General features: G+C 73.0%; 18 protein-coding genes. 16 read left to right on the top strand and 2 right to left on the bottom strand.

The features are described from left to right. The first annotated feature begins 19 nt into the window (after window positions 1-19). The 4 genes from NQ707_RS03080 to NQ707_RS03065 all read left to right on the top strand — a co-directional run bounded on the left by NQ707_RS03080 (window position 20) and on the right by NQ707_RS03065 (window position 5,558). Entirely contained in the window at window positions 20-1,015 is a 996-nt protein-coding gene (locus NQ707_RS03080) for a cation diffusion facilitator family transporter (protein WP_328798870.1), read from the top strand. Between the two features lie 198 nt (window positions 1,016-1,213). Then, complete coding sequence (gene pheS / locus NQ707_RS03075; RefSeq protein WP_224799870.1) at window positions 1,214-2,344, top strand: phenylalanine--tRNA ligase subunit alpha; 1,131 nt, start codon at window positions 1,214-1,216, stop codon at window positions 2,342-2,344. 4 nt (window positions 2,345-2,348) lie between these two features. Next, window positions 2,349-4,907: a phenylalanine--tRNA ligase subunit beta gene (gene pheT, locus NQ707_RS03070; protein ID WP_404434717.1), complete on the top strand. Its 2,559-nt coding sequence runs from the start codon at window positions 2,349-2,351 to the stop codon at window positions 4,905-4,907. 39 nt (window positions 4,908-4,946) lie between these two features. Next, window positions 4,947-5,558, top strand: a complete 612-nt coding sequence (locus NQ707_RS03065; protein WP_129357883.1) for a hypothetical protein — start codon at window positions 4,947-4,949, stop codon at window positions 5,556-5,558. A gap of 119 nt (window positions 5,559-5,677) precedes the next feature. On the opposite strand, the gene NQ707_RS03060 is transcribed toward NQ707_RS03065, so the two are convergent. Continuing rightward, the gene (locus tag NQ707_RS03060) at window positions 5,678-6,700 is read right to left on the bottom strand and encodes a quinone oxidoreductase family protein (protein ID WP_404434715.1); all 1,023 of its coding nucleotides are present in this window, start codon (window positions 6,698-6,700) and stop codon (window positions 5,678-5,680) included. Window positions 6,701-6,856: 156 nt separating this feature from the next. On the opposite strand from NQ707_RS03060, the gene argC reads away from it, so the two are divergent. The 6 genes from argC (at window position 6,857) to NQ707_RS03030 (ending at window position 12,955) form a co-directional block, all read left to right on the top strand. Then, window positions 6,857-7,921, top strand: coding sequence for an N-acetyl-gamma-glutamyl-phosphate reductase (gene argC, locus NQ707_RS03055; protein ID WP_224799868.1), 1,065 nt, complete (start codon window positions 6,857-6,859; stop codon window positions 7,919-7,921). 2 nt (window positions 7,922-7,923) lie between these two features. Next, window positions 7,924-9,132: a bifunctional glutamate N-acetyltransferase/amino-acid acetyltransferase ArgJ gene (gene argJ / locus NQ707_RS03050; RefSeq protein WP_404434939.1), complete on the top strand. Its 1,209-nt coding sequence runs from the start codon at window positions 7,924-7,926 to the stop codon at window positions 9,130-9,132. A 33-nt stretch (window positions 9,133-9,165) separates the two neighbouring features. Beyond that, on the top strand, window positions 9,166-10,215 hold the full coding sequence (argB, locus tag NQ707_RS03045; protein WP_129357884.1) for an acetylglutamate kinase: 1,050 nt from the start codon (window positions 9,166-9,168) through the stop codon (window positions 10,213-10,215). Next, window positions 10,212-11,447 (top strand): acetylornithine transaminase, encoded by a 1,236-nt coding sequence (locus tag NQ707_RS03040; protein ID WP_058731528.1) that lies wholly within the window; start codon window positions 10,212-10,214, stop codon window positions 11,445-11,447. The genes argB and NQ707_RS03040 overlap by 4 nt, the downstream gene beginning before the upstream one ends. Before the next feature lie 69 nt (window positions 11,448-11,516). Further along, window positions 11,517-12,470: an ornithine carbamoyltransferase gene (gene argF / locus NQ707_RS03035; protein ID WP_129357886.1), complete on the top strand. Its 954-nt coding sequence runs from the start codon at window positions 11,517-11,519 to the stop codon at window positions 12,468-12,470. After that, the gene (locus tag NQ707_RS03030; protein ID WP_058731526.1) at window positions 12,467-12,955 is read left to right on the top strand and encodes an arginine repressor; all 489 of its coding nucleotides are present in this window, start codon (window positions 12,467-12,469) and stop codon (window positions 12,953-12,955) included. The genes argF and NQ707_RS03030 overlap by 4 nt, the downstream gene beginning before the upstream one ends. Before the next feature lie 70 nt (window positions 12,956-13,025). Here the strand turns inward: NQ707_RS03030 and NQ707_RS03025 are convergent, their stop codons facing one another. Beyond that, on the bottom strand, window positions 13,026-13,475 hold the full coding sequence (locus tag NQ707_RS03025) for an ankyrin repeat domain-containing protein (protein WP_081101698.1): 450 nt from the start codon (window positions 13,473-13,475) through the stop codon (window positions 13,026-13,028). 218 nt (window positions 13,476-13,693) lie between these two features. Here NQ707_RS03025 and NQ707_RS03020 point away from each other — a divergent pair, with 218 nt between their 5' ends. The 6 genes from NQ707_RS03020 to tyrS all read left to right on the top strand — a co-directional run bounded on the left by NQ707_RS03020 (window position 13,694) and on the right by tyrS (window position 21,628). Further along, window positions 13,694-14,311, top strand: coding sequence for a hypothetical protein (locus NQ707_RS03020; RefSeq protein ID WP_404434710.1), 618 nt, complete (start codon window positions 13,694-13,696; stop codon window positions 14,309-14,311). A gap of 106 nt (window positions 14,312-14,417) precedes the next feature. Next, window positions 14,418-15,620: an argininosuccinate synthase gene (locus NQ707_RS03015; RefSeq protein ID WP_061225899.1), complete on the top strand. Its 1,203-nt coding sequence runs from the start codon at window positions 14,418-14,420 to the stop codon at window positions 15,618-15,620. Then, window positions 15,620-17,065 carry an argininosuccinate lyase gene (argH, locus tag NQ707_RS03010; RefSeq protein WP_404434708.1) on the top strand — a complete coding sequence of 482 codons (1,446 nt, stop codon included), beginning with the start codon at window positions 15,620-15,622 and terminating at the stop codon, window positions 17,063-17,065. The genes NQ707_RS03015 and argH overlap by 1 nt, the downstream gene beginning before the upstream one ends. Window positions 17,066-17,219: 154 nt before the next feature. Beyond that, entirely contained in the window at window positions 17,220-17,843 is a 624-nt protein-coding gene (locus NQ707_RS03005; RefSeq protein WP_404434706.1) for an adenine phosphoribosyltransferase, read from the top strand. Between the two features lie 48 nt (window positions 17,844-17,891). After that, window positions 17,892-20,255: a HelD family protein gene (locus NQ707_RS03000; RefSeq protein ID WP_404434704.1), complete on the top strand. Its 2,364-nt coding sequence runs from the start codon at window positions 17,892-17,894 to the stop codon at window positions 20,253-20,255. Between the two features lie 59 nt (window positions 20,256-20,314). After that, window positions 20,315-21,628 carry a tyrosine--tRNA ligase gene (gene tyrS / locus NQ707_RS02995; RefSeq protein ID WP_404434938.1) on the top strand — a complete coding sequence of 438 codons (1,314 nt, stop codon included), beginning with the start codon at window positions 20,315-20,317 and terminating at the stop codon, window positions 21,626-21,628. Window positions 21,629-22,020 lie beyond the last annotated feature (392 nt).

Here is a 22,020-nt window from a genome sequence, read left to right as displayed (position 1 = left end):
CCGATCCGAAAGGCCCTCCATGACCGAGAAGCAGCAGCAGGAGCCCCAGCAGAAGCAGCAGAGGAAGAGCTCCGGCGGGGCCGCGATCTTCGCGGCCCTGGCGGCCAACCTCGGCATCGCGGTGCTGAAGTTCGCCGCCTACCTGCTGACCCGATCCTCATCGATGCTCGCCGAGTCCATCCACTCCGTGGCCGACACCGGCAACCAGTTCCTCCTCCTGCTGGGCGGGCGGGCGGCACGCAAGGCCCCCGACGCCGAGCACCCCTTCGGGCACGGGCAGAACCGCTACATCTACGCCTTCGTGGTCTCGATCGTCATGTTCTCCCTCGGCGGGCTGTTCTCCCTCTACGAGGCCTGGGAGAAGTGGGCCGAGCCGCACCCCATCGAGGACTGGGCGTGGGTGCCCGTCGTCGTACTGGTCGGCTCGATCCTCATGGAGGGCCGCTCCCTGCTCACCGCCCTGCGCCAGGCGCGGGGGACCAAGGGGCAGCGCAGCTGGCTGGAGTACGTGCGCGGGGCCAAGGCCCCCGAGCTGCCGGTCGTGATGCTCGAGGACTCCGCGGCCGTGACCGGCCTGCTCTTCGCCCTGATCGGCATCACCATGACGCTGATCACCGGAGACGGCCGCTGGGATGCCGCCGGATCCGGGGCGATCGGGGTGCTGCTGGTGGCCGTGGCGGTGTTCCTCGCGGTGGAGATGAAGTCCCTGCTGCTCGGGGAGTCCGCCAGCGCCTCCACCCTCGAGACGATCCGCCGGGCCGTGGACGCCGAGGAGCACATCGGGCTGATCCACCTCAAGACCATGCACCTGGCCCCCGAGCAGATCCTGGTGGCCGCCAAGATCTCCGTGGCCCGCCAGGAGACGGCCGCCCAGCTGGTGGCTGAGATCAACGCGACCGAGCGGCGCATCCGCGAGGCCGTCCCGGCCGCCCAGCTGATCTACCTGGAGCCGGACCTGTACCGGGAGGACTACGTCTCCGAGATCCCGCCGCAGCCCGAGCAGGACGAGACCTGAGCCGGCGGGGGACCGCCCGATCCGCGCGCGGGACCGGCCCCGCCCCTTTCGGCCCGATCCTCTAGACTGGGTCTGCCGCCCGCGCGGGAAGCAGCCCGACGGGCCCGAGCGCGCCGCACGCCACGACGCGTCCCGGTGCGCCGTGGACCGCGACGTCGGCGGCAGCGCACGACCCGCGACCCAGGAGAAGACCCGTCCATGACTGAGAACCCGTCCTCGCCCGCGGGCGATGCCGCCGCGGCCCGCCAGGTGCTGGCCGACATCGGCGCCGCCTATGCGGCGGATCCGGAGGGCGCCCCGCAGCGCGTGCGGGAGGCCTTCGACGCCGAGCTGGCCGAGGCCCTGCGCGCCGTGCGCGAGCAGACCCCGGACTTCGAGACGCTGAAGGCCGTGCGGCTGCGCTACACCGGCGAGGGCTCCGGCACCGATCTGGTCAACCGGCAGATGCGCTCGCTGGAGCCGGGGCAGAAGAAGGAGATCGGGAAGCTGCTGGGCCAGACCCGCGGGCGCATCACCCAGGCCGTGGCCGCCCGGGAGGCGGAGCTGGAGGCCGAGCACGCCGAGCGGATCCTCGTGGAGGAGGCCGTGGACGTGACCGCCTCCTCCGGCCGACGCCGCATGGGCGCCCGCCACGCCGTGTCCCTGCTGCAGGAGCGGGTCGGCGACGTGTTCGTGGCGATGGGCTGGGAGGTCGAGGACGGGCCCGAGGTGGAATCCGAGTGGTTCAACTTCGACGCCCTGAACTTCCAGCCGGACCACCCGGCCCGGGAGCTGCAGGACACCTTCTTCCTGGAGCCGGCCTCCGCCCACCGGGTGCTGCGCACCCACACCTCCCCGGTGCAGATGCGGGCCATGCAGCGTCGCCAGCCGCCCCTGTACATCGTGTGCCCCGGGCGGGTCTACCGCACCGACGAGCTCGACGCGACCCACACCCCGGTCTTCCACCAGCTGGAGGGCCTGGCCGTGGACCGGGGCCTGACCATGGCGGATCTGAAGGGCACCCTGGAGCACTTCGCCCGCCGCATGTTCGGCGAGCAGGCGCGCATCCGCCTGCGCCCCAACTACTTCCCGTTCACCGAGCCCTCCGCCGAGATGGACGTGTGGCACCCGCAGGCCAAGGGCGGGCCCCGGTGGATCGAATGGGGCGGCTGCGGCATGGTGCACCCCAACGTGCTGCGCGCCGCCGGCATCGACCCGCAGACCCACTCCGGCTTCGCTTTCGGGATGGGCATCGAGCGGACCCTGATGTTCCGCAACGGGGTCCCGGACATGCACGACATGATCGAGGGCGACGTCCGCTTCAGTTCAACCTTCGGGATGGAGATCTAGACCCATGCGAATTCCGCTGTCCTGGCTGCGCGAGCACGCCCCCCTGCCGGAGGGCGCCACCGCCGAGTACGTCCTGGAGACGCTGGTGCGGGTCGGCTTCGAGGAGGAGGCCGTGCACCGGCCCCTGGACCACATCACCGGGCCCGTCGTCGTCGGGCAGGTGCTGTCCATGGAGCCGGAGACCCACTCCAACGGCAAGACCGTCAACTGGTGCCAGGTGCGCGTGGTCCCCGAGGGGCGCGAGCAGACCCTGGAGGGGAAGGGCATCGAGGCCTCCGGGATCCAGGGCATCGTGTGCGGGGCCCACAACTTCTCCGTGGGGGACAAGGTCGTCGTGACCCTGCCCGGGGCCGTGCTGCCCGGGGACTTCCGGATCTCCCCGCGCAAGACCTACGGCCACGTCTCCGCAGGGATGATCGCCTCCGCCCGGGAGCTGGGTCTGTCCGATGAGCACGAGGGGATCATCGTCCTCGGTGAGCTCGGCCTGGACCCCGAACCAGGTCAGGACGCCCTGGAGCTGCTGGGACTGACCGATGAGGCCGCGGAGATCAACGTGACCCCGGACCGCGGCTACGCGTTCTCCGTGCGCGGGGTGGCCCGGGAGTACTGCCTGGCCGTGGACGCCCCCTTCGCCGACCCGGCCGGGCCCCTGGCCGAGCGGGCGCCGGCGGACAACGGGGAGGGCTACGTCGTGGACCTGCGCGACGACGCCCCCATCCACGACCGTCCGGGCTGCACCCGCTTCGTCGCCCGCACCGTGCGGGATCTGGACCCCACCCGGGCGACCCCGCCGTGGCTGGCCGCCCGCCTGCGCCTGGCCGGGATCCGCTCGATCTCCCTGCCCGTGGACATCTCCAACTACGTCATGCTGGAGCTGGGCCAGCCCCTGCACTTCTACGACGCCGAGAAGATCGCCGGACCCCTCCACGTCCGCCGGGCCCGCCCGGGGGAGACCCTGCAGACTCTCGACGGGAAGAACCGCGAGCTGCACCCGGAGGACCTGATCATCGCCGACACCGACGAGGCCATCGGCCTGGCCGGGGTCATGGGCGGAGCCAAGACCGAGGTCACCGGGCAGACCCGCCACGTGCTGATCGAGGCGGCGCACTTCGAGGAGGTCTCGATCGCCCGCACCCGGCGTCGGCACCGGCTGCCCTCGGAGGCCTCCAAGCGCTTCGAGCGCGGGGTGGACCCCCAGGTGGCCGCCGCGGCCGCCCAGCGGGCCGTGGAGCTGCTGGAGGAGCTGTCCGGCGCCCGGGCCGAGGACGGGGTCACCGACGTCGGCACCGCCGTCGAACCCCGCCAGATCACCCTGCCGGTGGGCTACGCCGCGGCGCGGGTCGGGGTGGACTACACCCCGGAGCAGATCCTCGAGGTGCTCGAGCGCATCGGCTGCACCGTGCACCGCGGGGGCGACGTCTGGCAGGTCGCCGTGCCCTCCTGGCGCCCGGACCTGACGGCCGAGGAGGACCTCGCCGAGGAGATCGCCCGCGTCGTCGGCTACGAGCAGATCCCCTCCCGCCTGCCCGCCGCCCCCGCCGGGCGCGGGTGGACCCCGGAGCAGGCCGGGCGACGCCGGGTGCTGGACGCGTTCGCTGCCGCCGGTCTCGTGGAGGTCGCGGCCTACCCGTTCGTCTCCGCCGAGGAGGACACCCTCTACTGCGTGCCCGAGGCCCCGGCCGAGGGGACCGTGGAGCACGTGCGCCTGGCCAACCCGATCAGCGACGCTCAGGGCTGGCTGCAGCGCTCGCTGCTGCCGGGACTGACCGAGGTGCTGCGGCGCAACCGCTCCCGCGGCTTCCGGGACCTGGCCCTGTACCAGGCCGCCACCGTGTTCCTGCCCGGGCAGGCGCTGGGGGAGACCCCGCTGCCCGCCGGCGGGGCGCGGCCGGACGCGCAGGTGCTGGAGCAGCTGGAGGCCGGGCTGCCGGTCCAGCCGAAGCACCTGGCCGCCGTGTTCTGCGGGCATGACGCCCCGGAGGGGCCCGGCATCACCCCGCGGGTCCACGACTGGCAGGACGCCCTGGATGCGGCCCGGCTGGCCGCCGATGTGCTCGGCGTGGCGCTGCGGGTGGCCCAGGGCCGCCACCAGGCCTTCCACCCCGGGCGCACCGCCCGGCTGGAGGACGCCGAGGGGCGCCTGCTCGGCTGGGCCGGGGAGCTGCACCCCCAGGTGTGCCGGGATCGGGATCTGCCGGAGCGCACCTGCGCGATGGAGCTGGATCTGACCGCGCTGCTGGGCGGCTTCGGCGCCCCGGTCCAGGCGGGCCCGGTCTCCCCGTACCCGCCGGTCACCCAGGACGTCGCCCTGATCATCGACGCCGACCTGCCGGCAGCACAGCTGCTGGAGACCCTGCGGGAGGGTGCCGGCGAGCTGCTGGAATCCGCCCGGGTCTTCGACGAGTACCGCGGGGAGTCCATCGGCGAGGACCGGAAGTCCGTGGCCTGCGCGCTGGTCTTCCGCGCCCCGGACCGGACCCTGACCAACGAGGAGGCCGGGCGCGAGCGGGAGGCCGCCGTCGCCCTGGCCGAGCGGCGCCACGGCGCCGTCCTGCGCGGCTGAGACCGTGGGCACCGACAGCGAGGAAGGGTGGGGACGAGGATGAGCGAGACGTTCTTCGGCTTCGATGAGGACGACGAGTTCGGGGCGCCCGCGCGGCGGCACCGCTCCCCGTGGCGGTGGATCACCGCGGCGATCGTGCTGGTCGCGCTGGTCGGGTGCGGCCTGCTGTGCCTGGCGGGGGTGCGCACCGTGGAGGACGCCCGCCAGAACCAGGAGTGGGTCGGGCGGTCCTGGGTGATCCAGGGGCAGTACGCGACGATGACCCAGGACCTGCAGACCACCTCGCACAACGCGGTCTACACCGGCACCCTGCCCTCCTCGATCGACCAGCACTACGACAAGTACTACGGCGGGATCGCGGACCCGAAGAAGGTCCAGGCCGGGGGCCAGATCCAGTTCCGCGGCACCCAGACCGGGGCCCAGCGGGAGGACTTCCCGGAGATCGTGGACGCCCTGCTGGTCAACGACGACGGGACGCTCACGGTGGAGCGGACCACCCCGGCGGGGGAGATGTCCCCGATCACCGAGGACGGGATCCGCGCCCAGCAGCGCCACGGCTGGCTGCTGGTCGGCGGCGGGGTGCTGGTCCTGGCCCTGGGTGCCGCCGGCACGGTCTACGGGGTGCGCCGGATGCGCCGCGACGAGGACTGACCCGGGCGCCGCACTCGGGCCCCGTGCCCGCGGCAGGTGCGTCGATGCGACGATGCCCCGCTCGCCCACCCCGAAACGGGGTCGGCGAGCGGGGCATCGTCGTGTTCGGCAGCCGCCGCTTACGGGATCAGCAGCACCTTGCCGCGCGAGCGCCGCTCCTCCAGGTGCCGGTGGGCCTCGGCGGCCTCGGCCAGGGGGAACGTGGTGTCCAGGGTCGGGCGCAGGACCCCGGCCTCGGCCAGGTCGAAGACCTCACCCAGACGGGCCTGCAGCTCCTCCCGATCCTGCAGGTACGCCCCGATCGAGGGGCGGGTGACGTACAGGGAGCCCAGGGCGTTGAGCCGCTGCAGGTCGAAGGGCGGCACCTGGCCGCTGGCCCCGCCGTAGAGCACGGCCGTGCCGCGCGGGCGCAGCGCCTGCACGGACTGATCGAAGGTGTCCTTGCCCACGGAGTCGTAGACGACGTCGGCCCCGCGCCCACCGGTCAGCTCCCGGACCCGCTCGGCGAAGCCCTCGTAGCCCAGCACGTGATCCGCCCCGTGCTCCCGAGCGATCCGGCGCTTCTCGTCGGTGGAGGCGGTGGCGATCACCTCGGCGCCGAGGTGCTTGAGCAGCTGGATCAGCAGCCCGCCGACCCCGCCGGCCCCGGCCAGCACCACGGCCGTCTGGTCCTGCTGGACCGGCACGGTGGAGCGGGACAGGTACTGCGCCGTGATGCCCTGCAGCGGCAGGCAGGCCGCGGTGCGCGGGTCCAGGTGCTCCGGCACGGCCACGATCTTCTGCGCATCCGCGAGGAACCGCTCGGCGTAGGTCCCGGAGGCCTGGCAGGTGGCCACCCGGGTCCCGACCCGCAGCCCCAGGGCCTCCAGGTCGACGTCGGGCCCGGCCGCCTCGATCAGCCCGACCGCCTCCGCGCCCGGGACGAAGGGCAGCTCCACCGAGTACACCCCGGAGCGCTGGTAGGTCTCGATGAAGTTCACCCCGGTGGCCTCGGTGCGCACCAGCACCTGGCCCTGCCCGGGCTGGGGGATCTCGCGGGTCTGCGCCGTCAGGGCCTGCGGGCCTCCGGTCTGCTCGACGACGATGGCCGTCATCTGCCCGGCCGCGCTCGCCTCCTGCGGCCGCCTCTCCTGCTGTGCCATGCCCTGCTCCTCACCGGCCGGGGCCCTGCGGGTGCCCGGCCTCGCGGTTCTCGGTCCTCACCCATCGTAGGCTCGGGGCGGATCGCAGGGAGGGGACGCCCTCACCCGATGCATAAATATTTAGGCCAATGCATAAATCTGCGGTAGGGTGGGCTCATGACATACACCGCAGCGGTCTCCGGGGCCACCGGATACGCCGGGGGAGAGGTCCTGCGCCTGCTCGCCGGGCATCCCGAGATCGAGGTCACCACGCTGGCCGCCGGGGCCAGCGCCGGCTCCTCCTTCGGCGCGCTTGCCCCTCACCTGCCCCGCTACGCCCACCTCACCGTGCAGGAGACCACCCCCGAGGTGCTCTCCGGCCACGACATCGTCTTCCTGGCCCTGCCCCACGGGGCCAGCGCGCGGGTGGCCGCGGCCCTGCCGGAGGAGACGGTCGTCGTGGACGCCGGGGCGGATCACCGCCTCGAGGACCCCGCCGACTGGGCGCGCTTCTACGGCACCGAGCACGCCGGGCACTGGCCCTACGGCCTGCCCGAGCTGCTCACCGGCCCCGGAATCGGTGAGGCGAAGGCCCCCCGGCAGCGCGAGACCCTGCGCACCGCGCGCCGCATCGCCGTGCCCGGCTGCTACCCGACGGCCGTGCAGCTGGCCCTGGCCCCCGGCCTGGCCGCCGGGGTGGTGCAGCCGCAGGACCTCGTGGTCGTGGCCGCCTCCGGGACCTCCGGGGCCGGGAAGTCCGCGAAGCCGCATCTGCTGGGCAGCGAGGTCATGGGGTCGATGTCCCCGTACGGGGTCGGCGGCATCCACCGCCACGTCCCGGAGATCCGCCAGGGCTTATCCCGGGCTGCCGGGGCCGAGGTGAGCCTGAGCTTCACCCCGACGCTGGCGCCGATGCCCCGGGGGATCCTCGCCACCGCCACGGCCCGGCTGAGCCCCGGGGTCGGCCCGGCCGCCGTGCGCGCGGCGTGGGAGGCCGCCTACGCCGAGGAGCCCTTCGTGCACCTGCTGCCCGAAGGACTCTGGCCGGCCACGCAGAACGTGCAGGGCGCCAACTCCGCTCAGCTGCAGCTGGCCGTGGACGAAGCCGCCGGGCGCGTGGTCGTCGTCTGCGCGATCGACAACCTCGTCAAGGGCACCGCCGGCGGTGCCATCCAATCCGTGAACCTCGCCCTCGGTCTGCCGGAGACCACCGGGCTGCCTCAGGAAGGACTCGCCCCGTGAGCATCCCCGACCACTCCGATCTGCCCGTCGATCGCTGCGCCGGCTTGGAGACCGTCGCGGGGCTGGCCTGCACCGGGACCACCGCCGGGCTGAAGGCCAGCGGTGCCCCGGACCTGGCGCTGGTGCGCGTGCTCGGACCCGAGCACACGGCCGCGGCCGTGTTCACCCGCAACCGCTTCGCCGCCGCGCCTGTGCTGTGGTCCCGGGAAGTGGTCTCGGACGGGCGGGCCGACGCCGTCGTGCTCAACTCCGGCGGGGCCAACGCCTGCACCGGGCCCGAGGGCTTCGCCGCCGCCCACCGCACCGCCGAGGCCGCGGCCGAGCACCTGGGCATCGCCGCCGGGGACGTCCTGGTCTGCTCCACCGGGCTGATCGGGGAGCAGCTGCCCCTGGAGAAGCTGCTGGCCGGCCTGGAGCGGGCCTGCGGGGACCTGGCCTCGGACGAGGCCCACGCCCGCGCCGCGGCCCGGGCCATCATGACCACCGACACCGTGCCCAAGCAGGCGGCCCTCACGCTCACGACCGAGCAGGGCGAGGTCCACCTGGCCGGGATCGCCAAGGGTGCGGGCATGCTCGCACCCGGACTGGCCACGATGCTCGTGGTCTTGGCCACGGACGCCTCCCTGGATCCGGAGCGGGCCGAGACCGCGCTGCGCACCGCCGCCTCGCTGAGCTTCGACCGGGCCGATTCCGACGGCTGCATGTCCACCAACGACACCGTGACCCTGCTGGCCTCCGGGGCCAGCGGGATCGCCCCCGACCCCGAGGAGTTCGCCCGCGGGCTCACGGCCCTGTGCGAGGACCTCGCGCTGCAGCTGATCGGCGACGCCGAGGGCGCCAGCCACGACGTGCACGTGCGCACCGTGGGCGCGGCGAGCGAGGCCCAGGCCCTGGAGGTCTCCCGGGCCGTGGCCCGCTCCAACCTCGTGAAGACCGCGATCTTCGGCAATGACCCCAACTGGGGGCGGATCCTCTCCGAGGTCGGCACCACCGCCGCCGAGTACGAGCCCGAGCACGTGGACGTGAGCATCAACGGGGTCATGGTCTGCCGGGCCGGGATGATCGGGCAGGACCGCTCCCTGGTGGACCTGGCCGGGGACCGGAGGGTGGTCATCGAGATCGACCTGGCAGCCGGCCCGGAATCCGCGGTGATCTGGACCAACGACCTCACCCACGACTACGTCGAGGAGAACTCGGCCTACTCCAGCTGAGCACCCTTCGCATCCACCCTGACGAGGAGCCCCATGGCCCAGACCAGCCCCAGCACCCGCTACGAGACCGCCCAGCTGAAGGCGCAGACCCTGATGGAGGCGCTGCCCTGGATGCAGCGCTACGCCGGATCCATCATGGTCTTCAAATACGGCGGCAACGCCATGGTCGACGAGTCCCTGCGCGCGGCCTTCGCCGCGGACATGGTCTTCCTGCGCGCGGTGGGCATCCGCCCCGTCGTCGTGCACGGCGGCGGCCCCCAGATCACCGCGATGCTCGAGCGCCTGGAGATCCCCAGCGAGTTCCGCGGGGGCCTGCGCTACACCACCCCGGAGGCCATGGAGGTGGTGCGCATGGTGCTGACCGGGCAGGTGGCCCGGGAGCTGGTGGGGCTGATCAACGCCCACGGCCCGCACGCGGTGGGCATGTCCGGGGAGGACGGCGGCCTGCTGCGCGCCCGGCGCATCACCACCGTGGTGGACGGGCAGGAGACGGACCTGGGCCTGGTCGGAGAGGTCGTCGGGGTCAACACCACCGCGATCCTGTCCATGATCGAGGCCGGCAAGATCCCGGTGATCTCCTCGATCGCCCCGGAGATCATGGGCGAGCGGGCGCTGGATCGGGGCCTGCCGCAGGACACCCTCACCGGCGAGGTGCTCAACGTCAACGCCGACACCGCCGCGGCCGCGGTGGCCGCGGCGATCGGGGCCGCCAAGCTCGTGGTGCTCACCGACGTCGAAGGGCTCTACGCGGACTGGCCGAACCGGGATTCGCTGATCAGCTCCCTGAGCACCGAGGAGCTGCGCGAGCTGCTGCCCGGGCTGGACGCCGGGATGATCCCCAAGATGGGCGCCTGCCTGGGAGCCGTGGAGAACGGGGTGCCCACCGCCGCCGTCGTGGACGGGCGCCGGGCCCACTCCCCGCTGCTGGAGATCTTCACCGACTCCGGCATCGGCACCCAGGTCACCGGCCCCGCCCCCGAACCCAAGCCCCTGGCCGATTTCGTGGTGATCGACCCGCTGCGCACCCACGAAACCCCCGCGGCCCCGCCCGCCGAGACCGCACCCCACGGAAGGACAGCATGAGCCAGCCCGCCGATTATCTGGACGCCTACCGGAAGGACCTGCTCGACGTGTTCGGGCAGCCCGCGCTGGTGCTCACCGAGGGCTCCGGCTGCGAGGTCACCGACGCCGCCGGGCGCACCTACCTGGATCTGATGGCCGGGATCGCGGTCAACAGCCTCGGCTACGCCCACCCCGCCTGGGCCGACGCCGTCGCGGCCCAGGCCCACCGCCTCCAGCACGTCTCGAACTTCTTCACCACCCCGCAGCAGATCGAGCTGGCCCGCACCCTCCTGGAGATCGCCGACGCCCCGGCCGGCTCCCGCGTCTTCTTCGCCAATTCCGGGACCGAGGCGAATGAGGCGGCCCTGAAGGCCGTGCGCGCCCACGGCAACGCCCGCGAGCCCCGGGCCCGCCGGATCCTGGCCCTGGAGCACGCCTTCCACGGGCGCACCGCGGGGGCCCTGGCGGCCACCTGGAAGCCGGCCTACCGGGAGCCCTTCGAGCCGCTGCCCGGCGGGGTCCAGTTCATCCCCCCGACGGCGCAGGCCCTGGAGGAGGCGATGGGCGATGATGTCGCCGGGGTGATCCTGGAGCCCATCCAGGGCGAGGCCGGGGTGCACCCGCTGCCGGAGGAGCTGCTGCTGGCCGCCCGCCGGCTGACCCGCGAGCACGGCGCGCTGCTGGTGGTGGACGAGGTGCAGACCGGGATGGGCCGGACCGGGCTGTGGCTGGAGTCCCTGCGCGTGCTCGGGGACCCGGGGCAGCGCCCGGACCTGATCACCCTGGCCAAGGGCCTGGGCGGGGGCTTCCCCATCGGGGCGATGCTCGCCCTGACCCCCGAGGCCACCGGTGCCCTGGCCCCGGGCAGCCACGGCACGACCTTCGGGGGCAACCCCCTGGCCACCGCCGCCGGGCTGGCCACGATCCGGGCCCTGCGCGACGAGGACCTGCTGACCCGCGCCCGCGAGGTCGGAGCGCACCTGCGCGAGGGCCTGGCCGCGACCCCGGGCATCGGCGCGGTGCGCGGGCGGGGCCTGCTGATCGGGGCTGACCTGACCGCGCCCGACGACGAGCGGGCCGCCCCCGCCGGGCCCGACGTCGTCGCCGCGGCCCGGCGCGCCGGATTCATCATCAACGCCACCGGCCCGAACACCCTGCGCCTGGCCCCGCCGCTGGTGCTCACCGCAGACCAGGCCCGCACCTTCCTGGACGCGCTGCCCGGCATCCTCGCCGACGCCGCCCCTGCCGACTGACCCGACCGAACCGCCGACCGACCGCATCCCGGCCCGGACCCTCAGAGCCCGGGCCGGCGAAGGAGCCCCATGATCCGCCACTTCCTCACCGACCTGGACCTCACCCCGGCCGAGCAGTCCGAGGTTCTGGACCTCGCCGCGCGCATGAAGGCCGACCCGTACGCCCGCCGGCCCTATGCGGGCCCGCAGACCGTCGCGGTGCTGTTCGACAAGACCTCCACCCGTACCCGGGTCTCCTTCCACGCCGGGATCGCCGCCCTGGGCGGGAACCCCCTGGTGATCAACCCGGGGGAGTCCCAGCTGGGGCACAAGGAATCCGTCGCGGACACCGTGCGGGTGCTGACCCGCATGGTCTCCACCATCGTGTGGCGCACCTACGCCCAGTCCGGGCTGGAGGAGATGGCCCGTCACGCCACGGTCCCGGTGGTCAACGCGCTGTCCGATGACTGGCACCCCTGCCAGATCCTCGCGGATCTGCTCACCGTGCGCGAGCGCTTCGGGGCGGATCTGACCGGGCGGACCCTGGCCTACGTCGGGGACTGCGGCAACAACATGGCGGCCTCCTACGCCGCCGGCGGAGTCACGGCCGGGATGCACGTGCGCCTGGCCGGGCCGGCCTCCCACCAGCTGCCCACCGCGGTGCTCGACGCCGCCCGGGCGCGGGCCGAGGCCACCGGCGGGTCCGTGCTGCTCACGGAGGACCCGGCCGAGGCCGCCGACGGGGCCGACGTCGTCGTGACCGACACGTGGGTGTCCATGGGCCAGGAGGAGGAGAAGGCGGAGCGTCTGGAGGTCTTCGCGGACTACCGGGTGGATGAGGATCTGATGTCCCGCGCGGGGCGGGAGGCGGTGTTCCTGCACTGCCTGCCCGCGTATCGGGGCATGGAGGTCACCGAGGGCGTGATCGACGGGCCGCGCTCGGCGGTGTGGGATGAGGCGGAGAACCGCCTGCACGCGCAGAAGGCGCTGCTGACCTGGCTGATGGTCCGCTCGGGGCTGGCCGGGGAGGAGCTGCTGCGATGAGCGGGATCCCGGCGACGAAGACGGCCAGGCAGGCCCGCATCGTCGAGGTGCTGGAGCAGCGCTCGATCCGCTCGCAGTCGGAGCTGGCGCGGGTGCTGGCCGCGGACGGGCTGAAGGCCACCCAGGCGACGCTGTCCCGGGATCTGGTGGAGATCGGCGCGCAGCGCCTGCGCGGGCCGGACGGGGTGCTGGTCTACGCGGTGGCCGGCACCGAGCAGCCGCGCGGCCAGGAGCCGCCCCAGCGGCTAGCGGGGCTGTTCAAGGATCTGCTGATCACCGCCGAGGCCAGCGCCAACATCGTGCTGCTGCGCACCCCGGCCGGGGCCGCCCAGTTCCTGGCCTCGGCCCTGGATCAGACGGCGATCCCCGAGGCGATGGGCACGATCGCCGGGGACGACACGGTCATGGTCATCACCCGGGATCCCCAGGGCGGGGCGGCGCTGGCGCAGCGCTTCCTCGAGTGGTCGCAGACGCCGGCGAGCTGAGCCGGCGCCTCGCCCGGTCCGCGCACGGGCCGGCCCCGCACGGGGGTGGGAGGGCTGGCTCGGCCGCGGCTCAGGCGCCGCCGCGGTGCTCGGCCAGCAGGCGGGTCATGCCGGGCAGGCCGAAGAAGGCGGCCACGGCCTCCGGGCTCTGGTGGCCCTGGCTCGCGTCGGCGCCGGCCTCCAGCAGCATCCGGGCGATCGGCTCGTGGTTGCGGAACACGGCGCAGACCAGGGCGGTCTGCCCGCGGTCGTTGAGCCGGTCCGCATCGGCCCCGCGCTCCAGCAGCAGGCGCACCACCTCGGGCTGCTCCCGGTAGGCGGCCAGGATCAGCAGGGTGTCGCCGTTGGCGTTGGTCAGGTTCACCGGGATCCCCTGCTCCAGCACGGCCGCCAGCTGTTCGGTCCGGCCGTCCCGGGCGAGGTCGAAGACCTGGTTCAGGGCCTCCAGCTCCCGGTCGGACAGCGGGGCGGCGCCGTCCGGGGTCTGCGGCTCGGCGTGCGGATTCTGCTCGGCGGACATGGGCGGGCTCCTTCGCGGTGGACGATGCACGGTGACGATGCCCCAACGTAGTACACTCGGGGCGGGAGCGGGACGGAGGAGGGCCGGGACGCCGGGCCGACACGCCGGGCGGGGTCTCGGGTGGGGCGGGATCGGCGCGAACGTGGTTGGATGAGATCGGACACACCGTCGTGGCCGGCCCGGGCCGCGGGTCGGCCCGCTGCCTCGGAGGACCCATCATGAACACCCTCGCACCCACCCGCCGCACCCTCGTGAAGGGGGCCGCGTGGTCCCTCCCGGTCCTCGCGGCGGCCTCCGCCGTCCCGGCCCTGGCCGTCAGCTGCCACCCCGTGGAATCCCGGTGGTACCTGAAGTCCCGGATCGTGTACACGGACGACAACTATTCGAACGTCAACTTCGACAACCTGGTCACCTACGACTCCACCCCTCCGGGGGAGGCCTCGATCCAGCACTGGGTCTCGGGTGAGACCCTGAACTGGCGGATCCCGCTGGGCTTCCCGCAGGGCCTGGAGGACGGTGCCGTGGTCGCCATCCCCTTCGATCCCTCTTGGACCACCCCGACCACCCCCACCTCCTACAGCCTCGCGGGTTTCAAGAAGTTCGGGGCCGCGCATCCGGATGATTTCACCCAGGAGCTGCCCCCGGCCACGGTCGTCGAGAACGCCGATTCCTTCACCATCACCTTCCACGGTCAGGTGCCGGCCGGCTCCGCCGGCGGATATCAGTTCACCGCCAAGGCCGTGGGGGGCACGGCCGCGGTGCGCCGCGGGGACACCTACACCTGCCAGGCCACGGTGACCTTCACCCCGGTCACGTGCGACGCCCCGGGCGCCTGACCCCGGAGTGCATAAATAAACGAATATCTGTATAGTCATTCATGACGATGCGCGGCGCGGGCCCAGCGGGTCCGCGCCGCGCCACACCGCGAGGAAGGCGAGAGACATGACGGATCGGGTAGTGCTGGCGTACTCCGGAGGACTGGACACCTCCGTGGCCATCGGCTGGATCGGCGAGGCCACGGGCGCGGAGGTCATCGCCGTGGCCGTGGACGTCGGACAGGGCGGGGAGGATCTGGAGACCGTCCGGCAGCGCGCCCTGGACTGCGGGGCCGTGGAGGCCTACGTCGCCGACGCCCGCGAGGAGTTCGCCGCCGGGTACTGCATGCCCGCCCTGCAGGCCAACGCCCTGTACATGGACGCCTACCCGCTGGTCTCGGCAGTCTCCCGGCCCGTCATCGTCAAGCACCTGGTGGCCGCCGCCCAGCAGTTCGGCGCCACCACCGTGGCCCACGGCTGCACCGGCAAGGGCAACGACCAGGTGCGCTTCGAGGTCGGCATCCAGACCCTCGGCCCGGACCTGCAGTGCATCGCCCCCGTGCGGGACCTGGCCCTGACCCGGGAGAAGGCCATCGCCTACGCCGAGGCCAACGGCCTGCCGATCATCACCACCAAGAAGAACCCGTTCTCCATCGACCAGAACGTGTGGGGCCGGGCCGTGGAGACCGGCTACCTCGAGGACATCTGGAACGGACCCACCAAGGACGTCTACGACTACACCGACGACCCGGGCTTCCCGCCGGCCCCGGACGAGGTCGTCATCACCTTCGAGCAGGGCGTGCCCACCGCGATCGACGGGCAGGCCGTGACCCCGCTGGAGGCCATCCAGATCATGAACCAGCGGGCCGGGGCCCAGGGCGTGGGCCGGATCGACATCGTCGAGGACCGGCTGGTGGGCATCAAGTCCCGCGAGATCTACGAGGCCCCCGGCGCGATGGCCCTGATCGCCGCGCACCGGGAGCTGGAGAACGTGACCCTGGAGCGGGAGCAGGCCCGGTTCAAGAAGACCGTGGGCCAGCGCTGGACCGAGCTGGTCTACGACGGCCAGTGGTTCTCCCCGCTGAAGAAGTCCCTGGACGCCTTCATCGCCGACACCCAGCAGATGGTCTCCGGGGACATCCGGATGCAGCTGCACGGCGGGAAGGCCACCGTGACCGGGCGGCGCTCCGAGACCTCCCTGTACGACTTCAACCTGGCCACCTACGACGAGGGCGACTCCTTCGACCAGTCCCAGGCCAAGGGCTTCATCGAGCTGTTCGGGATGTCCTCCAAGGTCGCCTCCGCCCGGGACCAGCGGCTGGGGCTGTGATGGCCGAGCACGCCAAGCACGGCACCAACGACGGCGCCCTGTGGGGCGGGCGCTTCGCCGGCGGCCCGGCGGACGCGCTCGCGGCCCTGTCCAAGTCCACCCAGTTCGACTGGCGCCTGGCCCCGTACGACATCGCCGGCTCCCGTGCCCACGCCCGGGTGCTGCACGCCCGCGAGCTGCTCACCGACGCCGAGCTGGACGGGATGCTCGCGGCCCTGGACGAACTCGAGGCCGACGTGCGCTCCGGGGCCTACGCGCCGGCCCCGGGCGATGAGGACGTGCACGGGGCGCTGGAGAAGGGCCTGATCGAGCGGGCCGGGCCCGCCCTGGGCGGCAAGCTGCGCGCGGGGCGCTCGCGCAACGACCAGATCGCCACCCTGGGGCGGATGTACCTGCGCGACCACGCCGGGATCATCGCCCGGGAGGTGCTCGGCGTCGTCGACGCCCTGATCGGGCAGGCCGAGGCCTACCCGTACGCGCCGATGCCGGGACGCACGCACCTGCAGCACGCCCAGCCGGTGCTGCTCAGCCACCACCTGCTGGCCCACGCCTGGGCCCTGTCCCGGGACCTGCAGCGCTTCCTCGACTGGGATGCCCGGGCCGCGGTCTCCCCGTACGGCTCGGGGGCCCTGGCTGGGTCCTCCCTAGGGCTGGACCCCAACGCCGTCGCCGCCGAGCTGGGCTTCGACTCCGCCACCTGGAACTCCATCGACGGGACCGCCGGGCGGGACGTGTACGCGGAGTTCTCCTGGATCACCGCGATGATCGCGGTGGACCTGTCCCGGATCAGCGAGGAGATCATCCTCTGGGCCACCAAGGAGTTCTCCTTCGTGACCCTGGACGACGCCTTCTCCACGGGCTCCTCGATCATGCCGCAGAAGAAGAACCCGGACATCGCGGAGCTGGCCCGCGGCAAGGCCGGGCGCCTGATCGGGGACCACGCGGGGCTGCTGGCCACGCTGAAGGCCCTGCCGCTGGCGTACAACCGGGACCTGCAGGAGGACAAGGAGCCGATCTTCGACGCGATCGATCAGCTCGAGGTCCTGCTGCCGGCGGTCTCCGGGATGATCGCCACCCTCACGGTGCACGAAGCTCGGCTGGCCGAGCTGGCCCCGCAGGGCTTCGCCCTGGCCACCGACGTCGCCGAGTGGCTGGTGCGCCAGGGGGTGCCGTTCCGCGACGCCCACGAGATCGCCGGCGAGGCCGTGCGCGTGTGCGAGGAGCAGGACTGCGAGCTGTGGGACCTCACGGACGCGGATTTCGCTGAGATCTCCGAGCACCTGACCCCCGGCGTGCGCGAGGTGCTCACCGTGCGCGGCTCCCTCGAGTCCCGCAGCTCCCAGGGAGGCACCGCCCCGTCCGCGGTGGCGGCCCAGCTGGAGGCCCTGCGGGAGCACCTGGTCCCCGCCCGGGATTTCGCCGCCCGCGAGCAGCGGATCTCCTGAGCCCTTCACCGCGAGGAGGGCCCGGCTTCCGGATCCCCGGGGCGGGGCCCTCCTCGCGCGTCCGGCTCCCACCGCGCCGCCCGGTGGCGTAGCCTGTGGTGTGCCCTTTCTCCCCTCACGGGGGATCACCGTCGTCGGAAGTCTGAGCGCCGCCATGCACGATGCCCACCCCACCGCAGCCCACCCGGAGGAGGCGCCCTCCGCGCAGACCGGGGCCGCCCGCCTCATCGCCGACACCTGCGCCCTGATCCCGGACTACCCGAAGCCGGGCATCCTCTTCCGCGATCTCACCCCCGTCTTCGCCGACGGCCGGGCCTTCCGCACCGTCGTGGACGCGCTGGTGGAGCGCTTCGAGGGCACCTTCGACGCCGTGGCCGGGGTCGAGGCCCGCGGCTTCCTGCTGGCCTCGGCGGCCGCCTACGCCGCGGGCGTGGGGGTCGTGCCGGTGCGCAAGCAGGGCAAGCTGCCCCGGGAGACCTACGCCGAGGACTACGACCTCGAATACGGCTCCGCGACCCTGGAGATCCACCGGGACGACCTGCCCGACGGGGCGCGGGTGCTGATCCTGGACGACATCCTGGCCACCGGAGGGACGCTGGCCGCCGCGGTGCGCCTGGTGCGCCGGGCCGGGTACCGGGTGGCCGGCGTCGGGGTGGCCATGGAGCTGGACGGGCTCGGCGGGCGCGAGGCGCTGGTCGGCGCATCGGCGCTGACCCGCACCGAGGGCGCCCCGGAGCCCCTGCCCGCCGACGCCGTGCGAGCCCTGTACACCGTCTGATCCCCGCGCCCACCCCGGTCTTCTCTGAACAGGAGCGTGCCCGTTTCCATGACCCAGCACCCCGCTTCCGCCCCTCGCGACGCCGTCGAGGCCGACTCGGAGGTCAGCGCCCCGCCGCAGGACGACGCCGAGGCGCCCGCCTCCGAGCAGGCCTCGGAATCCGAGCAGGCCGCCTGGCGCCGCCAGCTGGAGGCCGCCCTGAGGGAGGAGGGGGCGTACGTGGATCGGCTCTACGCCCGCCTGGACGAGGTCCGGGAGGAGACCGCGGCCAAGCTGGCCGGGGTGCGGCGGGCCGGAGCCGCCGGATCGCACCAGAACCGCTCGGAGCGCGACGCCTACGCGACCCATTACGAGGACCGGCTGGCCCAGCTGGAGGCGGTGGATCACCGCCTGGTCTTCGGGCGCCTGGATCTGGAGGACCGCACGCGCCGCTACGTCGGGCGGATCGGGCTGACCGACGCCGAGCACGGCCGGCTGCTGGTGGACTGGCGGGCCCCCGAGGCCGGGACCTTCTACCAGGCCACCGCCTTCGACCGCCAGGGCGTGGCCCGGCGTCGCCACCTGATCCTGGAGGGGCGCACCCTGCGCGGCATCGAGGACGACGTGCTGGACCCGAGCTTCCTGGACGACGCCGAGGCGCTGCACGGGGAGGGGGCGCTGCTGGCGGCCCTGAACCGGCGGCGCACCGGGCGCATGGGGGACATCGTGGCGACCATCCAGGCGGAGCAGGACCGCATCATCCGCGCCCCGCTGCCCGGGGTGCGCGTCGTGCAGGGCGGGCCGGGCACCGGCAAGACCGCGGTGGCCCTGCACCGGGCGGCCTACCTGCTGTACACCCACCGGGAGCGGCTGGGGAAGTCCGGGGTCCTCGTCGTCGGGCCCTCCACCTCGTTCCTGTGGTACATCGAGCGGGTCCTGCCCTCCCTGGGGGAGACCGGTGTGGTCATGTCCTCGCTGGCGGACCTGTTCCCCGGGGAGCACGGGGTGCCGGAGCGGGATCCCGAGGTCGCCCGGATCAAGGGATCGCTGCAGATGGCCGAGGTCATCCGCCGGGCCGTGCGCGACCGGCAGAAGGTCCCGACCCAGACCCAGCGGCTCACCGTCGGCTCGGCGGTCGTGGAGCTGACCCCGCAGCAGGTGCGCTCGGCCCGGGAGCGGGCCCGGGCCACGGGCAAGCCCCACAACCAGGCGCGGGAGACCTTCGTGAAGATGCTCGTGCGGGAGCTGGCCGAGAAGCTGCAGGAGCAGCTGACCCGGGAGACCGGCAACGACGTCGCCCGGGACTGGCTGCCCGAGGATGTGCGCACCTCCCGCGACGTGCGGGTCGCGCTGAACCTGGCCTGGCTGCCGCTGAGCCCGCAGACCCTGCTGCGCGACCTGTTCGCCAAGCCCCGCTACCTGGACTCGGCCGCCCGGGCGCTGGACCCGGCCCAGCGTCAGCTGCTGCGCCGGGAGGCCTCGGCCCCGTTCACCGAGGCCGACGCCCCGCTGCTGGACGAGGCCGCGGAGCTGCTCGGGGACTTCGAGGCGGCGGTCGGCACGGCCGCGGCCCGGGCGGCCGCCCAGCGCAGCGCGGACCTGGAGAACGCGGCCAAGGCCATCGAGAACGTGGAGGAGTCCCTGGCCGATGTCGGGGCCGACGGGGTGGTCACCGCCCAGATGCTCGCCGACCTCAACGCGGTGGGCCCGGCGCGGATGAGCGCGGCGGAGGCCGCGACGGCCGACCGCACCTGGGCCTACGGGCACGTGGTGGTCGATGAGGCCCAGGAGCTCTCCCCGATGCAGTGGCGGCTGCTGATGCGCCGGTGCCCCATGAAGTCCTTCACGGTGGTCGGGGATATCGCCCAGGCCTCGGCACCGGCGGCCGCGCACAGCTGGGCCGAGGCCCTCGAGCCCTTCGTGGGGGAGCGCTTCACCCTGGAGGAGCTGACCGTCAACTACCGCACCCCCTCGCAGATCGCCCGTGCGGCGGTCGACGTCGCCCGGGCCTCGGGGCTGGAGGTCTCCGCGCCGCGGGCCGTGCGCGAGGGGCGGTGGGCGCCGCAGCTGGTGCGCACCGGGGACGTCCCGGCCGGCGTCGTCGAGGCCGTGGCCCGGGACCTGGAGCTGGTGCCCGGCGGACTCGTGGGCGTGGTGGCCGCACCCGAGCAGCACGACGCGGTGGCCGCGGCCGTGGTGGAGGCCTTCGGCGCGCGCAGCGGCACCGGCGGTGGGGCCCGGCAGCGCCAGATCCTGGTGCTCAGCCCGTGGGAGGCCAAGGGCCTGGAGTTCGACGCCGTCGTGATCGCCGAGCCGAACGCCCTGGTGCAGGCGGCCGACGGTCGGCTGGGGGACCTGTACGTGGCGATGACCCGCCCGACCCAGCGGCTCACCCTGGTCTCCTCCGGGCCGATGCCGGCGGGCCTGGACTGAGACCGCTGGTTGCACGCGGGCCCGATGGTACCGTGTGTGCCGTGACGACTAACGCGAACATCGACGCCGTGCAGGGTCTGGACGAGCAGGCCAACGACCCCACCTTCCAGAACATCTGGCAGGAATTCCAGTGGCGGGGGCTCGTGCACGTGAGCACGGACCCCCAGGCCCTGGAGAAGGCCCTGACGGAGGACACCCTCACGTACTACATCGGCTTCGATCCGACCGCGGCCTCCCTGCACCTGGGGCATCTCGTGCAGCTGCTGAACATGCGCCGGCTTCAGCTGGCCGGGCACCGGCCCCTGGGGCTGGTCGGCGGCTCGACGGGGCTGATCGGGGACCCGAGGCAGACCTCCGAGCGGGTGCTGAACTCCCGGGAGGTCGTGGCCCAGTGGGTGGAGTCCCTGCGCGGGCAGATCCAGCGCTTCCTGTCCTTCGAGGGGGACAACGCCGCGCGGATGGTCAACAACCTGGACTGGACGGCGGGGCTGTCCGCCCTGGACTTCCTGCGCGACATCGGCAAGAGCTTCCGCGTGGGCACCATGATCAAGAAGGAGATCGTCGCCAAGCGGCTGAACTCCGAGGAGGGCATCTCCTACACCGAGTTCAGCTACCAGATCCTGCAGGGCATGGACTTCCTGGAGCTGTACCGGCAGTACGGGTGCACCCTGCAGCTGGGCGGCTCCGACCAGTGGGGCAACCTCACCTCCGGCACCGAGCTGATCCGCAAGGTGGAGGGCGAGCACGTCCACGCGATGGGCAGCCCGCTGATCACCAACTCGGACGGCACCAAGTTCGGCAAGTCCGAGGGCAACGCCATCTGGCTGGATCCCGAGCTGACCACGCCGTACGCCTTCTACCAGTTCTGGCTGAACACCGCCGACGCCGACGTCGTGGACCGGCTCAAGGTCTTCACCTTCCGCACCCGCGCCGAGATCGAGGAGCTGGCGCGGCTGACGGAGGAGGAGCCCTTCCGGCGGCAGGCCCAGAAGACGCTGGCCTATGACGTGTGCTCCCTGGTGCACGGATCCGAGGCCACGGACAAGGTCATCGCGGCGTCGGAGGCCCTGTTCGGCCGCGGCGACATCGCGGCGCTGGACGAGCCGACGCTGGTGGCGGCCACCGCCGAGCTGCCCCACGCACAGGTGCCGGCGGGGCGGCTCCCGCAGGTGGCGGACCTGCTGCTGGCCACGCAGCTGGCCTCCTCGAAGTCCGAGGCCCGCCGGTTCCTGCGCGAGGGCGCGGTGTCGGTGAACGGGGCCAAGGCCGCGGGGGAGGACGCCGTCGTGGCCGACGAGGACCTGCTGCACGGGCGCTACCTGGTGCTGCGCCGGGGCAAGAAGAACATGGCCCTGGTGACCGTGCAGGACTAGCCCGACGCCGGGGGCCGCAGGCTGTGACCGAGGACATCTCGTTCCGGCTTGCGTGCCCTGGTGGGGGTCTGTAAAGTCTTACAGGTCGCCGCGAGGCGGGCCGGTCCTGATCGGCTGGATCTTCACGGAACATCCCGGTTTGCGGGGTGGTGTGAGGGTCTGGTACGCTGGACAGGTTGCCGCCGATCGAGACGGTGACGTTTTTCCGAGAGACCGATGGTCGTCTCTGGTTCCGAGTGTTCGGGGCTGGTGGTGGCTGTGTGGTTCGTTGTTTGAGAACTCAATAGTGTGCTTTGTTCACTCTGATGGTGCATACCAAGTATTTTTTGTGAATGACTGTGGTCATCATGCAGAGTGTTGGTGCAGCGTGGAGGCCACCCCGTGGCTGGTGA

This window comes from Rothia sp. BD8, from assembly GCF_044878465.1.
Classification (GTDB): Bacteria; Actinomycetota; Actinomycetes; order Actinomycetales; family Micrococcaceae; genus Rothia; species Rothia kristinae.
This window is presented reverse-complemented; position numbering and strand designations above follow the sequence as displayed.